Annotated in this window: 17 protein-coding genes and 1 pseudogene; 5 read left to right on the top strand and 13 right to left on the bottom strand. The window is 73.7% G+C overall.

All coding sequences use genetic code 11. The features are described 5' to 3' along the window. Together ACFYOJ_RS11615 and ACFYOJ_RS11610 are read right to left on the bottom strand one after the other, a co-directional pair. Positions 1–750 carry an isocitrate lyase/phosphoenolpyruvate mutase family protein gene (locus ACFYOJ_RS11615; RefSeq protein ID WP_356551772.1) on the bottom strand — a complete coding sequence of 250 codons (750 nt, stop codon included), beginning with the start codon at positions 748–750 and terminating at the stop codon, positions 1–3. Beyond that, a complete protein-coding gene (locus tag ACFYOJ_RS11610) occupies positions 747–1,160 on the bottom strand; it encodes a hypothetical protein (protein WP_356551908.1) in 414 nt (137 codons plus the stop codon). Before ACFYOJ_RS11610 ends, ACFYOJ_RS11615 begins: the two co-directional genes overlap by 4 nt. Before the next feature lie 240 nt (positions 1,161–1,400). Here ACFYOJ_RS11610 and ACFYOJ_RS11605 point away from each other — a divergent pair, with 240 nt between their 5' ends. Then, on the top strand, positions 1,401–1,937 hold the full coding sequence (locus ACFYOJ_RS11605; protein ID WP_356551770.1) for a hypothetical protein: 537 nt from the start codon (positions 1,401–1,403) through the stop codon (positions 1,935–1,937). Between the two features lie 10 nt (positions 1,938–1,947). Here the strand turns inward: ACFYOJ_RS11605 and ACFYOJ_RS11600 are convergent, their stop codons facing one another. From ACFYOJ_RS11600 to ACFYOJ_RS11580, 5 genes are all read right to left on the bottom strand, one after another. Beyond that, positions 1,948–2,982: a rhamnogalacturonan acetylesterase gene (locus ACFYOJ_RS11600; RefSeq protein ID WP_356551768.1), complete on the bottom strand. Its 1,035-nt coding sequence runs from the start codon at positions 2,980–2,982 to the stop codon at positions 1,948–1,950. A 1-nt stretch (position 2,983) separates the two neighbouring features. Continuing rightward, positions 2,984–3,982 carry a glycoside hydrolase family 43 protein gene (locus ACFYOJ_RS11595; protein WP_356551767.1) on the bottom strand — a complete coding sequence of 333 codons (999 nt, stop codon included), beginning with the start codon at positions 3,980–3,982 and terminating at the stop codon, positions 2,984–2,986. Positions 3,983–4,125: 143 nt separating this feature from the next. Continuing rightward, entirely contained in the window at positions 4,126–4,785 is a 660-nt protein-coding gene (locus tag ACFYOJ_RS11590) for a response regulator transcription factor (protein WP_356551765.1), read from the bottom strand. After that, complete coding sequence (locus ACFYOJ_RS11585) at positions 4,782–6,032, bottom strand: histidine kinase (RefSeq protein WP_356551763.1); 1,251 nt, start codon at positions 6,030–6,032, stop codon at positions 4,782–4,784. The genes ACFYOJ_RS11590 and ACFYOJ_RS11585 overlap by 4 nt, the downstream gene beginning before the upstream one ends. Then, positions 6,029–6,868, bottom strand: coding sequence for a CPBP family intramembrane glutamic endopeptidase (locus ACFYOJ_RS11580; protein ID WP_356551761.1), 840 nt, complete (start codon positions 6,866–6,868; stop codon positions 6,029–6,031). The genes ACFYOJ_RS11585 and ACFYOJ_RS11580 overlap by 4 nt, the downstream gene beginning before the upstream one ends. 162 nt (positions 6,869–7,030) lie before the next feature. Between ACFYOJ_RS11580 and mmuM the strand changes: the two genes are divergently transcribed. Further along, the gene (gene mmuM / locus ACFYOJ_RS11575) at positions 7,031–7,939 is read left to right on the top strand and encodes a homocysteine S-methyltransferase (protein ID WP_356551759.1); all 909 of its coding nucleotides are present in this window, start codon (positions 7,031–7,033) and stop codon (positions 7,937–7,939) included. A 68-nt stretch (positions 7,940–8,007) separates the two neighbouring features. On the opposite strand, the gene ACFYOJ_RS11570 is transcribed toward mmuM, so the two are convergent. Then, a complete protein-coding gene (locus tag ACFYOJ_RS11570) occupies positions 8,008–8,550 on the bottom strand; it encodes a DUF1707 domain-containing protein (RefSeq protein ID WP_356551758.1) in 543 nt (180 codons plus the stop codon). A gap of 58 nt (positions 8,551–8,608) precedes the next feature. Further along, positions 8,609–9,235, bottom strand: a complete 627-nt coding sequence (locus tag ACFYOJ_RS11565; protein WP_356551756.1) for a hypothetical protein — start codon at positions 9,233–9,235, stop codon at positions 8,609–8,611. Between the two features lie 282 nt (positions 9,236–9,517). Between ACFYOJ_RS11565 and ACFYOJ_RS11560 the strand changes: the two genes are divergently transcribed. Next, the gene (locus ACFYOJ_RS11560) at positions 9,518–9,997 is read left to right on the top strand and encodes a hypothetical protein (protein WP_356551755.1); all 480 of its coding nucleotides are present in this window, start codon (positions 9,518–9,520) and stop codon (positions 9,995–9,997) included. Next, complete coding sequence (locus ACFYOJ_RS11555; protein ID WP_356551753.1) at positions 9,994–10,353, top strand: hypothetical protein; 360 nt, start codon at positions 9,994–9,996, stop codon at positions 10,351–10,353. The genes ACFYOJ_RS11560 and ACFYOJ_RS11555 overlap by 4 nt, the downstream gene beginning before the upstream one ends. Before the next feature lie 99 nt (positions 10,354–10,452). Here the strand turns inward: ACFYOJ_RS11555 and ACFYOJ_RS11550 are convergent, their stop codons facing one another. From ACFYOJ_RS11550 to ACFYOJ_RS11540, 3 genes are all read right to left on the bottom strand, one after another. Continuing rightward, positions 10,453–11,592 (bottom strand): DUF6596 domain-containing protein, encoded by a 1,140-nt coding sequence (locus ACFYOJ_RS11550; RefSeq protein ID WP_356551906.1) that lies wholly within the window; start codon positions 11,590–11,592, stop codon positions 10,453–10,455. Between the two features lie 8 nt (positions 11,593–11,600). After that, positions 11,601–12,008 (bottom strand): YciI family protein, encoded by a 408-nt coding sequence (locus tag ACFYOJ_RS11545; RefSeq protein WP_356551752.1) that lies wholly within the window; start codon positions 12,006–12,008, stop codon positions 11,601–11,603. Between the two features lie 189 nt (positions 12,009–12,197). Continuing rightward, positions 12,198–12,866, bottom strand: coding sequence for a hypothetical protein (locus tag ACFYOJ_RS11540; RefSeq protein ID WP_356551750.1), 669 nt, complete (start codon positions 12,864–12,866; stop codon positions 12,198–12,200). A gap of 175 nt (positions 12,867–13,041) precedes the next feature. On the opposite strand from ACFYOJ_RS11540, the gene ACFYOJ_RS11535 reads away from it, so the two are divergent. Then, positions 13,042–13,446 carry a VOC family protein gene (locus tag ACFYOJ_RS11535; RefSeq protein WP_356551905.1) on the top strand — a complete coding sequence of 135 codons (405 nt, stop codon included), beginning with the start codon at positions 13,042–13,044 and terminating at the stop codon, positions 13,444–13,446. Here the strand turns inward: ACFYOJ_RS11535 and ACFYOJ_RS11530 are convergent. Continuing rightward, a pseudogene (locus ACFYOJ_RS11530) lies at positions 13,432–14,115 on the bottom strand (helix-turn-helix domain-containing protein); the annotation flags it as partial. The gene ACFYOJ_RS11535 and the pseudogene ACFYOJ_RS11530 sit on opposite strands and share 15 nt — an antisense overlap. Positions 14,116–14,169 lie beyond the last annotated feature (54 nt).

The following is a 14,169-nucleotide window of genomic DNA, read 5'->3' as shown; positions in this document are numbered from 1 at the left end:
TCAACTACCCAGTCCCTGAACGGTTTCGTAGGCCGGAACCGTTCCTCCGGGGGCCCGCCCGGCCCGGATGCCGTCCGCGGCGTCCAGCGCGGCGCCCAGTGCGCGCCGGTACAGCAGGGAGCCGACGCTGACCCGGCGCACACCGAGGCCGGCGAGGTGGGACAGGGAGGGACCGGCCGGTGTGTAGAGGATGTTGAGGGGGACGTCGCCCAACTCCTGTACCAGGGCCCCGATCAGGCGGGGGTCGCTCAGGCCGGGTACGAAGACGCCGTGGGCCCCCGCCTCCCGGTAGGCGTCGACGCGCCGTGCCGTTCCCCCGCCGTCACCGAGCCAGTACGTGTCGGTGCGGGCGTTGACGAAGAGGCCGGGGGCCGCCGATCTCACCGCGGCGATCTTCGCGGCGTGCCGGTCGGCGGGGCCGAGCCCGTCCTCCAGGTTGATGCCGGCGGCCCCGGCGGCCGCCAGTTCCCGGGCGAACTCCGCGACTTCGTCGGGGTCGTCGCTGAAGCCGCCCTCCGCGTCGACGGAGAGGAGGAAGGGGTGCGAACCCAGCGCGAGGGCCAGCCGGAGCGTCTCGTCGCGGGTCGCCGACGCCCCGTCGGGCAGCCCGGCCGCCGCCGCGACCCCCAGGCTGGTCGTACCGACCGCGGCGAAGCCCCGGCCGGCGAGGGCGAGGCCCGAGGCGTGGTCCCAGGCGCACGGCAGCAGCAGGGGCTCTCCCGCGCGGTGCAGGGCGGCGAAGGCGGTCACGACAGGTCGCCCACGGCGTCGGCGTAGTACGCGGACTCGGTGACGTGGTGGGCGAGTTCGCGGAAGCTCCAGCCCTCGCCGGGTGAGTCGTCGAGCTGTTCCTCGGTGAGGGCGTCGAGGCGGACCGCCCAGATCCGGGCGAGCCGGGTGAGCCGGCTGCGGGCCTCGTCGAGGTCCTCCCCGGTGAACGGCGCGCGGTCCGCCTCGGTCGTGATCGTGGAGGCGTGCCAGTGGTCGGGCTGCGGCTCCTCCCCCGCCAGCCGCGCCTCCAGTTCCGCGAGATGGTCGATCAGGTGGTCGGCGACGCGCCGGACGGCCTTGTGCGGGGTGTAGATCCGGCCGTCGACGTGGGCGGGTTCCCCGTCCCAGGCGGTCCAGGTGGCGGCCAGGGCGAGAACGTGGTCGACCATGGCGGTCACGGCGTCGGCGGGCGTGACGGCCGCGGTGGGGGTGGCGGTGTTCGGAACGGTCGCGGTGGGGGTGGCGGTGTTCGGAACGGTCGCGGTGGGAGTGGCGGTGTTCGTGTCGCTCATGTCCCCGACGGTAGGGGCGGGTCGCTTCGGTCCCCGCCGAAGTGTCCCGGACCCGTGGGCGGGTACCCGGACGGTCACCCCGGGTCATCGACCTCCTCGACCGACCGGAAGGTGGACATGGCAGGCATCGGGAGACACGACGGCCGCCCCGAGCGGCGTCGGCAGGACAGGTTATGGGTGATAGGGCTGTTCGCCCTGGCCGCCGGGTTCCTGACCCGCCTGGCCCTCGACGGGACTTCGGGGTTGCTGTCGGCCCTGGTGAGCGCCGCGCTGATGAGCCTCTGCATCGTGTGGCTGGTACGCCGCCGGCGGCGGCACGACGCGCGGACCACCGGCACCGATCCGGACGACGTGCCCGCGTTGGAACGGCAGATCCTCAAGGGCGCGCCGCCGCCCGAGGATCCCGGGCGGCGGCGGGCGATGGCGGCGCTGGTCGACTCCCGGCAGCAGCGGCTGCGGCGCCACCGCTGGTGGTCGCTCCCCCTCCTCACCATGTTCTTCTTCGGGACCGCGGCCCTGTGGTTCGCCTCCGGCGCGGTGGTGGCGGGCGGCTGGATGCTCGCGGCCGCGGTCGTCTCCATGACGTGGATCGTCTGGTTCCACTTCCGTTACGACCGCCGCCTGTCGCAGATGCGCCGCCGTCTTCAGGGCTGAGCCGCGCGTCTCACCTCGCGCTGCCCGGGGGCACCAGGTGCCGGGCGACGAGCTCGTCCCGCACCAGTCCCGCGAAGACGGTGGCGCCGTAAACGGAGGTGTGGGTGTTGTCCCGTTTCTCGTTGGTGAGGTAGAGCGCCTTGGAGCCCTCCACCCCGAGGGATTCCACGAGCGCCTTGGTCCTCGCCGTGAGGTCGATCAGGGGCACCCCCGCCTCGGCGGCGACCGAGCGGACGACGGCCGGGTGATCCACGCCGAGGCCGTTGACGAGCAGCGCGGTGCCGTTGTCCAGCGTGCCGTCGGCGTTGAACCAGCGCCGCACGACCGGCGTGACGAGGACCGGCTGTCCGCCCTGCTCCCGCACTCCGGTGACGAGGGTCTCCAGGTTGGCCCGGTAGGTCGCCGCGTCGGTCGTCTTGTCGTTGTGCGCGAGCTGGACGAGCACCAGGTCCCCGGGCCGGATCAGCGGCCGTACGGTCCCCCACAGCCTCCGGTCGGCCAGGTAACTGACCGTGCTCTCGCCGGAGTCGGCGTAGTTGGCGACGGAGAGTCCCTTGCGCAGGTAGCGGGGCAGTTGCTGGCCCCAGCCGGAGTACGGGGCGGCGGGCTGGTCGCAGACGGTGGAGTCGCCGACGAGGAGGATCTGGCGGGCGTGCCGGGTCGGCGTGACCCGGATGTCCGCGAGGGCGGGCGCGGAGCCGCCGATCGTCAGGTCGAGGCCGGGGGTGCCGTCAGGCCCGGTGGGTTCGCCCTCGGGGGTGCGCACGTTCACGGTGAAGCTGCGGGCGACCCGCTCACCGGCCCCGGTGGCCGTCTCGGGCAGCAGGGACCGCCCGGACTCGCCGCTGACGGCGGTGGCGGCCGCGCTGTCGCCGCCGAGCAGCACCTTCACGTCGTACGTGCCCGGCGGGACGTCGAAGTGGCAGGCGGTGGCGGTGCAGTCGCCCGGGACGCCGGGTGCGGCGTGGGCCGCTCCGGCGGTGGTGACGGCGCCGGGAACGGCCAGGCAGAGGGCGGCGGCGGCCGCGTACGCGCGTCGTCGCATCTCAGACGCCCGCCTCCGCCGTGTCGGCGACCGGGACGCCGAAGTCCGGGGTGCCGTCCGGGTTCCAGCCGAGTTCCTGGACGCGGGTGTGGCGGTTGGGGTCGTCGAGCGGGTCGCCGGTGATCTCCCGGTACTGGCGGGCGTGGTAGACGAGGACGTCGGTGCGGCCGTCCTCGGCGACGGTGAAGCTGTTGTGGCCGGGGCCGTACTGCCCGGTGGCGTCGTTGCTGGTGAAGACGGGTGTCGGCGACTTCGTCCAGCTGGCGGGGTTCATGAGGTCGGCGTCCGCGTCGGCCGTCAGCAGACCCATGCAGTAGTTGGCGTCGGTCGCGGCGGCCGAGTAGGTCATGAACAGCCGGCCGTTGCGGGCGATGACGGAGGCGCCCTCGTTGACCTTGAAGCCGACGCACTCCCAGTCGTACTCGGGGGTGGAGAGCCGTATCTGGGGGCCCTTCAGCGTCCAGGGGTTCTCCATCTCGGAGAGCCACAGGGCGGTGTTGTTGTCCATGCCGGGCTCGTGCTGCGCCCAGGCCAGGTAGCGGGTGCCCCGGTGGGTGAAGGTGGTGGCGTCCAGGGAGAAGGTCTCCCACGCCGTCTTCACCTGGCCGCGCTCCACCCAGGTGCCCTGCAGGGGGTCCGGGTGGGAGTTCTCCAGCACCCACATGCGGATGTCCCACACGCTCTCGGCGGGCGCGGCGGCGAAGTAGATGTACCACTTGCCGCCGATGCGGTGGATCTCCGGCGCCCAGATGTGCGCGCCCATCTCGCCGGTGGCGTGCTTGCGCCAGACGACGGCCTCGTCGGCGGTCGCCAGGCCGCCGATCGTGCGGGAGCGGCGCAGGACGATCCGGTCGTACTCGGGGACGGTCGCCGTGAAGTAGTAGTGGCCGTCGGTGTGGCGGTGGATGTGCGGGTCGGCGCGGTTCGGGACGAGCGGGTTCACGTGCGGGGTGACCTTCCGGAGTGTGGTCGAGGCGGGCGCGTCGTCGGCGCGGCTCATGCGGGCTGCCTCTCGACGGGGAGTTCGACACACCCAGGAGGTTCGGCATGTCGAACGTCATCTGAAATGACGAACACCGAAAAGGTTAGCGCGTGGCGGGAGAAGGTCAACGGGCCCGGCGCCCGGAAGTCCGCGGGGGATCCTCAGGTGACCAGGCCGTGCCGGTAGGCGTAGACGACGGCCTGGACGCGGTCGCGCAGACCGAGCTTGGCGAGGATGCGGGAGACGAAGGTCTTGACGGTCTCGTGGCTGATGACGAGCGCCGCGGCGATCTCGCTGTTGGACAGGCCGTCCGCGATGAGCCGCAGGACCTCCAGTTCGCGGGGCGTCAGCGGGATGTCCTGCGCGCTTCCCTTCGCGGGCCGGATGCGGGCGGCGTACCGGCCCACGAGCCGGCGCGTCACCTCGGGGTCCAGCAGCGCCGCGCCCAGGGCCACGGTCCGGATGCCGTGCAGCAGCCGGTCCGGCGGCGCGTCCTTCAGCAGGAATCCGCTCGCTCCCGCCCGCAGCGCCTCGTAGACGTACTCGTCCAGGTTGAACGTCGTCACCACGAGCACCTTCACCGGGTGCTCCACACCGGCACCGGCCAGCAGCCGGGTGGCCTCGATGCCGTCGAGCACCGGCATGCGTACGTCCATCACCACGACGTCCGGGCGCAGCCGGCCGGCCAGTTCGACCGCGGTCCGCCCGTCCCCGCACTCGCCCGCCACCTCCATGTCGGGCTGCGCGCCGATGATCGTCGCCAGTCCGGTGCGGATCAGCACCTGGTCGTCGCAGACCAGGACCCGGACCGGCGCGCTCACGCCGGGCTCCCGGCGGGTATCCGCGCCCGGACCAGGAAGCCCCCGTCCTCGCGGCGGCCGGCGCTGAAGTCGCCGCCCAGCACGTCGACGCGTTCACGCAGGCCCTCCAGGCCGCGCCCGCCGCCGCCCGGGGAGGCGTCCCGCGATCCGGTGCCGTCCGTGCCGACCTCCACGGTGATCTCCCTCTCGCCGTGGCGCACCAGGACCGAGGTCCGGCCGCCGTGGTCGTACTTGAGCGCGTTCGTCAGGGCCTCCTGCACGACCCGGTAGGCCACGAGGTCGGCGCTGCCGGTGGAGGCCGGCGGCGTGCCCTCCTCGGTGAACTCCACCGGCTGTCCGGCCAGCCGCGTCTGCTCGACGAGCGTGAGCACCCTGCCGACGGCCGGGGTCCGGTCGCCGGCCGGCGTCCGGTCGCCGTGCGGGGTCCGGTCGCCGTGCGGGGTCCGGTCGCCGTGCGGGGTCCGGTCCTCACCGTCGTGGCCGGCGCCGTGACGGGTGCCGTGGTCGGGGTTGAGCAGGTCCAGCAGGTGGCGCAGGTCGGTGATGGCACGCCGGCCGGTGTCGCTGACGGCGGCCAGGGCCTGGTCGAGACGGTCGGGCGAGGCGGTCAGGTACCGGGCCGCCTCGGACTGCACGACCATCGCCGTCACATGGTGGGTCACGACGTCGTGGAGTTCGCGGGCGATGCGGGTGCGTTCGGCGTTGCGGGCGTCCTCGGCGGCACGGGCACGGCGTTCCGCCTCCGCGGCACGGACGGACCGCATCCACGCGCCGGCGCCCCAGACGAGGGCCAGCACCAGGTAGAACGTCACGAACCCGGCCACCGGCTCGTCCGACCCGAGCCGGTGGAGCGCCACCGCCAAGGCCGCGAACGCGACGGAGCAGGCGACCGGGGCGGCGCGCCGGTACCGCTCCAGCCAGGAGCCCGCGCTCAGCAGCGCGAAGGGCAGCGCGGTGCCCGCGACGAGGTGGTAGCCGCGCAGCTGGTCCAGGGCGAAGCCGGCCGACACCAGGACGAGGCAGACGAGCGGCCACCGCCGGCGCACGGCCAGCGGGAGGCACTGCAGGACCGCCGCGAGGACCGCCGTCGCGTCGGCGGGCCGGGTGGGCAGGCCGCCGATCTCCGTACCGCTGCCGTGGAGGGCGGGAAGGAGCGACGCGATCAGGAGCAGCACCCCGAGCGGCAGGTCCCTGACCGTGACGTCGAGGCGGCGCCACGACTCCAGGAACCGTCGACGAGCGATCACCGGGGCAGTGTAGCGAGGGAGTCGGCCTTGGCGGCACGCCGGGCGCCGAACCGCACGACGTTCCCGCGCCGGTGGGCCAGCCACAGGAACACCAGGGTCAGCAGCGCTCCGAAGGCCACCGCGTACACGCTGCCCTCCGGGCCGAACGAGCCGCCGGTGAGCAGCTTCGGGCCCGACAACGTGGTCTCCAGCAGTCCGTCGTTGGCGTCGTTGCCGGAGACCTCCGAGCTGAAGATGCCGCCCAGCGCGAAGTTCCAGCCGAAGTGCACACCGATCACCAGCCAGAGGCTGCGGGTGGCGGCGTACGCGGCGGCGAGCATGAAGCCGGCCTCGACGGCGATGGCGAGGGCGCCCCACAGGGTCGCGTGCTCGTTCAGCAGGTGGGAGAGGCCGAACACGAGGCCGGTCAGCACCAGCGCGAGATAGGTGCCGATGTGCTCCTCGACGATCCGGAACAGCACCCCCCGGAACACCACTTCCTCCGCCACGGCGGCACCGGCCATGAAGCCGGCCAGCCCCAGCGCGCCCGTCACCGAGCCGAGGCCGTCGATCTCGTAGTGCCCGGCGGCGACGAGGTTCGCGACGACGGCGCCGAACATCCCGACGCCGATCAGAACGCCCCAGGCGGTCCTGGACACGGCGTCCTTCCGGGCCACGTCCGGGGCGGGCCGGTGCTCGGTCCGCCGGACCACCCACGCGTACACCAGCAGCATCAGCCCGGCCGCCACGAAACCGAGGACCAGGGCGAGCCAGTCGTCGTCCTTCACCGCGGTGAGGGCGTTGCCGGTGAGGGCGTACATCGCCAACACGGCCAGGAACTGCCAGACAAACCTCACGGGGGATCCCCTTCCTCGGGCCCGCGGCCGAGTGCCGCGCGCTGTACCGGACGCTACGGATCCGGCGGCCGGAGATCGTCACCTCCCAGTGGACACCTGCCCGTAGCTCGCACGGGGGACAAGCCCCCCGGGGCCACCCGGCGCACTGACTAACCTCGCCCCATGACCAGCGACTTCACCGACGCCCTCGCCTCCGGACGGCCCCTCGTGCTCGACGGCGGCATGTCCAACCAGCTGGAGTCGGCGGGCCACGACCTGAGCGACGACCTGTGGTCGGCGCGGCTGCTCGCCGAGCGACCGGGGGCGGTCACCGAGGCGCACCTCGCCTACTTCGGGGCGGGCGCGGACGTGGCGATCACGGCGACCTACCAGGCGACCTTCGAGGGGTTCGCGGCACGCGGCGTCGGCCGGGAGCGGGCCGCCGCGCTGATGGCGCTCGGCGTGGGACTGGCGCGCGAGGCCGCCCGCCGGTCCGGAGCCGCCCGGCCGCTGTGGGTGGCGGCGTCGGCCGGACCGTACGGGGCGATGCTCGCGGACGGCTCCGAGTACCGGGGCCGGTACGGCCTCACCGTCGCCGAGCTGGAACGCTTCCACCGGCCCCGCCTGGAGGTCCTGGCCGCCGCCCGCCCCGACGTCCTCGCCCTGGAGACCGTCCCCGACGCCGACGAGGCGACGGCGCTGCTGCGGGCGGTGCGCGGACTGGGCGTGCCGGCCTGGCTGACGTACACCGTCGACGGCGCCCGCACCCGCGCCGGCCAGCCGCTGGAGGAGGCGTTCGGGCTGCTGGCGGACGCGGAGGAGATCGTCGCGGTCGGCGTGAACTGCTGCGCGCCCGAGGACGTCACGGACGCGGCCAAGACCGCCGCCCGCGTCACCGGCAAGCCGGTCGTCGTCTACCCCAACAGCGGCGAGGCCTGGGACGCGCGGGCCCGCACCTGGACCGGCCGCTCGTCGTTCACCGCGGACCGGGTACGGGACTGGCGGGCCGCCGGAGCCCGCCTGATCGGCGGCTGCTGCCGGGTGGGGCCGGAGACGATCAGGTCGGTCGCCCGGCTGCTGTCACGTCCGTGACCGGCCCGGACCGGCCGCGGCGCCCGTTCGGCCGAGGAGCCCGTTCGGCCGAGGAGCCGGACGGGTCCTCAACGCCAGGCGTGGCGGATCCGCAGCCGTCCGTACCCCATGGCTCCGGTGATGCGGATCGTCGGCCCGCCGGACCGGGACCGCCGCGGGGCCCTGTAACGCAGGTCCTTCCACCCGGTGCTCAGCCCCTCGACGTCGACCACGGCGTCACGGGGCACCGTGATACGGGCCCCGCCGGTTCCGAGCTGCAGCTCGATGTCGACGACCGGGTGCGCGATGACCGCCCGGGACAGGTTCAGACTCACCCTTCCGTACGCCGACCCGACCTTGAGGACCCGGGGTACCCGCCAGGCGCCGCGCCGCCGGATCCGTCCGCCGGCGGCGGCGATCGTCGCCGTGCTCCCCGGGTGCTCCTCCGGGAGCGAGGCCAGAGCCGACGCGAGCTCGCCCTGTGCCTCGGCGGTGAGCACCCGGTGCAGGCGCTCGTCCAATTCCTCGTGCGACAGGAGCCCTTCGGCATACGCCTCCTGCAGGCGCCGCACGGCCGCGTCACGGTCCTCTTCGCCGATCAGCGACGGCCGGTCTTCCGGTAAGGAGGTCACCGTTTCACCCTACTCGGGACGCGGGTCGCCCAACGCCCCGGCGACAGCGCCGTTTCCGTCATTCGAGCGGCACGGGAGCGACCGGAAGCTGTTCCCTGTAGGGCCAGGTGAAGGTCCGGTCCGGTTCGAGGCGGGCCTCTCCCCAGTGGATGAGGTGGATGCCGTTCTCGGCGTCGGCGGTGAAGAACACGCAGACGAGCTTTGTCGTGGCTCCCAACTCCTCGAAGGCTTCGTGCAATCCGAGGTACTCCTCCGTCGCCAGGCCGCCGTCGACCTCGAACAGGCCGTCCGGGGACTGCGGCCCGTGTGCCCGGAACAGCCGCCGGCGAGTGGGCGACGCGTTGGCGGGCAGCCTGGCCCGGTCCAGGGGCCTCGGCCGGTCGGCGTACCGGAACGGGAAGAGCGCGTGATCATTGATCACCGCGTACTCGTACCCGCGTACGTCCCGTACGGATTCCCCCAGTTCCCGCGCCGTCTCCGCCAGGTTCTCGCGCACCACTCCGGCCAGGGCGACGCCGTAGGGTCCCCGCTTCTTCAGCCCCGCCGCGAGGTGCGCGGCATGAGCCTTCGCGTGTGCCCTGGCCAGTTGCACCGGGACAGCAGCGGCGACCGCGCCGGCATGGCGCCCGAACCGCTCGACGGCCCAGGCCGATGGCCCCACCGCATGAACATCCGGTACAGACATGCGTCCCCCTCTGCCGGTCACACCCGCCCCCATCTGTGTGACACGCCCATGAAGGGGGGCACAAGAGGGCGATCCGGCCACAGGGCGGGCTCCCACTCCTCGTTCCCCGCGACAGACAACTGATCACCAGCAGCCGAAGCCTGTGCCGCCGGCCCGTCGGCAGTCGATGACGTGGGCCGTCACCGACGGTCCTTCCGGGTGCGCGGTGCGCGTGCACAGTCTCTGCTCACGTCCCTCTTCCAGGTGATGACACCCGGGGAGTTTCGAAGTAATTTCAAAGTCATGGGTACCGAGAATGCCGCCGTGAACTTCTCCGAACTGGTCAACAAGAACAAACAGACTCTCGCCCGGCTCAAGCACTCGTCGCGTCTGCTGCTGCACCGCAGGGACGGTGAGGACCTGGTCCTCACCACCGCGACGCGGGCCGAGCAGGACCAGACCGTGGTGTCGGCCGCGACCCGGATGCTGGCCGCGATGGCACGCAAGGAACCCGGCAGCACAGAGCTGCTCCTCGACATCCTGCCGGACGCCTTCCCCTGGGTCCGCTTCCTCCCCGAGCCCGACCTCCACGCCTTCGCCGTCGAACTGGTCGACACCATGCGCGCCGCCGACTCGCTCGGCAACAGTGCGTCCGTCGCCCAGCTGCTCATCGCCTGGCAGCACACCGCCGAGGTCTACTCCGACCCGGAACTGCTGGCCGCACTGACCCGCGACCAGGGCGAGGACTACGGCCCCGCACCGGACCCCCGGGAAGTCGCATGACCGCGGGCCGCGGCGACCGCGCCGCGCCTCCGGCACCGGACGGTCACTGGGAAGTCCGATTCGCCGACGCGGCCTCGGCCAAAGGCTGGGAAAGCCTCTCCCGGCAGGCCCGCGAGAACACCTACCGTGCCTGGATCACCATGCGCACCACCCCCAGACCGATCACCGAGACTCCCCGGCACCACCGGCTCAAGGGTGGACTGGCGCACGGCACCCACCGTGGGCAGACCTGCGAGCAGTGGCAGATCGAAGTAACCGGCGGCGGTCGCATCTGGTACCTCCTGGACACGGACCGGAAGACCTGCTGGATCACCTTCGCCGGTACGGGGCACCCACGAGCCACAGACCGACGCTGAGCCGAGCCCGCACAGACGGCCGACGACCCCGCCACCCCCGCATCACCGTCGCGCCGGGCGCCTGGACCGCGTTTCTCGTGACGCGTCGCGGCCGGGGCGTCACCGGGCGGTGTTGAGGCGGGCGGCGCGGCGGGTCAGGTGGTCGCGTTCGGCGAGGCTGGTGGCCTTGCGGGCCGCCTCGGCGTACAGCCGGGCCGCCGTCGTCCGGTCGCCGTCGCGCTCGTGGAGGTAGGCGGCCGCGGCGGTGTGGCGGGGCAGGGAGGCGTCCACCTCCGCGAGCGCCGCGAGGCCGGCGCGCGGTCCGTCCGCCTCGCCGACGGCCACGGCGCGGTTGAGCCGGACGACGGGGCTGTCGGTCAGGCGGAGGAGCTCGTCGTACCACTCGACGATCTGCACCCAGTCGGTCTCCTCGGCGGTGGGCGCGTCGGCGTGGAGGGCCGCGATGGCGGCCTGGGCCTGGAACTCGCCGAGGCGGTCGCGGGCGAGGGCCGCCTGGAGAATCCCGACGCCCTCGGCGATCGACGCGGTGTCCCACCGGGACCGGTCCTGCTCGGCGAGCGGCACCAGGCTGCCGTCGGGCGCGGTCCGGGAGGCGCGGCGGGCGTGGTGGAGCAGCATGAGGGCGAGCAGCCCGGCCGCCTCGGGGTGGTCGACGTGGGCCGCGAGCTGCCGGGTGAGGCGGATGGCCTCGGCGGCGAGGTCGACGTCGCCGGAGTAGCCCTCGTTGAAGACCAGGTAGAGGACGCGCAGCACGGTGGCGACGTCGCCGGGCCGGTCGAAGCGGACGCCGGAGACGGTGCGCTTGGCGCGGCTGATTCTCTGCGCCATCGTCGCCTCGGGCACCAGGTAGGCGTCGGCGATCTGGCGGGTGGTGAGTCCGCCGACGGCGCGCAGCGTGAGCGCGACCGCGGACGCCGGGGTCAGGGACGGGTGGGCGCACAGGAAGTAGAGCTGGAGCGTGTCGTCCACCGCGGGCGCGGGCCCGGGCGCCGGCTCCTCCTCGACGAGGTTCTCGCGCCGGCGACGGGCGGCGGCGGCGCGGGTGGCGTCGAGGAAGCGGCGCCAGGCCACGGTGACCAGCCAGCCCTTCGGGTCCCGTGGAGGGTCGGCCGGCCAGACGCGGATCGCCTCGACGAGGGCGTCCTGCACGGCGTCCTCGGCCGCCGCGAAGTCGGCTCCGCGGCGGACGAGGACGGTCAGGACGCTCGGCGTGAGACTGCGGAGCAGCGTCTCGTCCACGGGTGTGCTCACTCGGTGACGGTGGGCGGGGCCGACAGGAACGGGCGCAGTTCGAGCCACTCGTGGATCGGCTTCCCGCCGGCCCCGGGGGCCGCGGAGAGTTCCCCGGCCAGTTCGACGGCGCGCTCGTAGCTGTCGACGTCGATCACCATCCAGCCGGCGATGAGGTCCTTGGTCTCGGCGAACGGGCCGTCGGTGACCGGCGGGCGTCCCTCGCCGTCGTAGCGGACCCACGTCCCCTCGGGGGCGAGCGCCTGGCCGTCGACGAACTCTCCGCTCTTCTCGAGCCGGGCCGCGAAGTCGCTCATGTACTGCATGTGCGCCGAGATCTCCTCCGGCGTCCACCGGTCCATGGGGACGTCGTTGACGGCCGCCGGGGCGCCTCGGTAGTGCTTGAGCAGCAGGTACTTGGCCATGATGTCTTCTCCTCGGTGCGGTGCGGCCCATTGTGGGCGCGTTCATCCCGGGGACGGAGCCGGACACGGGTTCTCGACATCGGCGCGGGATTTTTTTCCGGCGGATTTTCCGGCTCTTCCGGGTGGGCGGCCGGATGCCCCGCCGGTCCCGCCTCCTGCCCGGTCCCGCCGGTCCCGCGCGGCCGGTGTTCAGCCGCCGATGCCCACGCTGTTGTCGGGTGCCCCGTCGCCCTCCGGGGGCAGGTCGCCGCGTTCCACGGGTGCGGTGGCGGCGGGCCGGGGCGAGGGCAGGGTGGCCGCGGCCTCGGCGGCGTCGGGCCGGTGGACGGACACGGCGGCCTCGCGCAGGACGTCGCGCGGTACGGCGCCGGCCTCGGCGGAGAGACGGACCACGTGCCCGTTCTTCGGCAGGGCGTACTCGTGCTGTCCGCCGCCGGTGCGGTACCAGGCCTCCGCGTCGCGCTCGCACGTGGCCCGCCCGCCGGTGCCGTCGCCGGCCGGCAGGTCCGGGCAGGTGTCCTCGGTCATCGAGCCCCGCTCGACGGAGAGGCGGACCTGGGCCCCCGAGCCGGTCAGGTAGACGGCGGAGAAGCCGTCGTCGCCGAGCACGCCGACGGACTGCCGGGCCAGGGTGAGACCGGTGACCCTGGTGACGTACACCAGTTCGGGTGCGATGCCGAGCGCCTCCGCCCGGTTCTCCAGTTCACCGGGGGTGAGCACGGGCTCCTCGGCCGCGGCGGAAGCGGACTCGGCGGACGCGGTGGCCATAGGGCCGTCGGTGTGCTTCTCCGTACCGCAGGCGGTGAGCAGCAGCGGGGTCAGCAACAACAGCGGCAGGGCGCGTACATGACGAATCATGCGGTCATCCTGCCGTACGGCTGCGGCCCTGCCGTACGGTCGCGGCCCCGCCGGCCGTCCCCGGCAGGTGCCCGCCTGTGCCCCGCCGCAGGGCCCGGAGGTGTTCTCAGCCCGGCGGCCGGAGGTGTCCGATTTCTTCAAGACGGGCGCCGGCCGCCCCGCCTACGGTGGCGCCATGACCGCACGATTCAACGCCATCGGCCTCGTCGTCTCCGACATGGCCGCTTCCGTGACCTTCTACCGCCGGCTCGGTTTCGCCTTCCCCGAGGGATCCGAGCACGGGCCGCACGCCGAGGCCGAGCTGCCGGGCGGGATCCGGCTGATGCTCGACACCGAGGAGTCCGTCCGTTCCTTCATGCCCGGATGGGAGCCGCCCGCCGGTGGCGGACGGCACTCGCTCGCCCTGCTGTGCGACACGCCCGCGGAGGTGGACGCCCTCTACGAGGAGCTGACCGGCGCCGGCTGCCTGGGTGAGCGCAAGCCCTGGGACGCGCCCTGGGGACAGCGGTACGCCGTCGTCAACGACCCGGACGGCCACGGGATCGACCTGTTCGCGCCGCTGGCCGCGCCCGGCGAGTAGCTCACCCGGCGGCAGTCCCGTCAGCTCCCTCACGTCCCGCGCCAGGTGCGCCTGGTCGGCGTAGCCGGACCGGGCGGCCGTCTCGGCGAGGGGCGTGCCGGCGCGGGCCAGGGCGAGGGCGCGCCGCAGCCGCAGTACGCGGGCCAGCGTCTTGGGGCCGTACCCGAAGGCGGCCAGCGAGCGGCGGTGCAGCCGGCGCGCTCCGATGCCGAGTTCGTCGGCGGTGGCGGCGACCGGGCGGCCCGCGTCGAGGGCGGCCACGATCCCGAGGATCAGGGGGTCGGGGGGTCCGGCGGCGGCCGCCCACCTCAGCGCGGTCTCCTCCAGTCCGCTCGCCGGGTCGGGGGCGGCGTTCACCCGCGCCGTCAGGCGCCGTACCTCGGCTGCCGGCCACAGGTCGGCCAGGTCGACGCGCCGGTCGCGCAGTTCGTGGGCGGGGACGCCGAGGAGGGCGGGCGCGGTGCCGGGGTGGAAGCGGACGCCCGCCCAGCGGCCGGGGGTGCCGTCGGTGAGGTGCGCGCGGGTGTCGGGGCCCGCTATCAGCAGCCGGCCCTCGTGCCACAGCAGGTCCATGCAGCCGTCGGGCAGGACGCGTCCGGGGCCGGCCGTGGTGGGGGTGCTGGTCCACACCACCGCGCCGGTCAGCCGGGACGCCCGCTCCGCGTACACGCGGGCCAGGATAGGCCGCCCGGGGTCCGCCGCGTCCGCCGCCCGGTGCCGGGC

The sequence above is a fragment of the Streptomyces sp. NPDC006384 genome, assembly GCF_042870695.1.
GTDB lineage: Bacteria > Actinomycetota > Actinomycetes > Streptomycetales > Streptomycetaceae > Streptomyces.
Note: the sequence above shows the minus strand (reverse complement) of the source record. Positions and strands in the feature narration are given on the sequence as shown.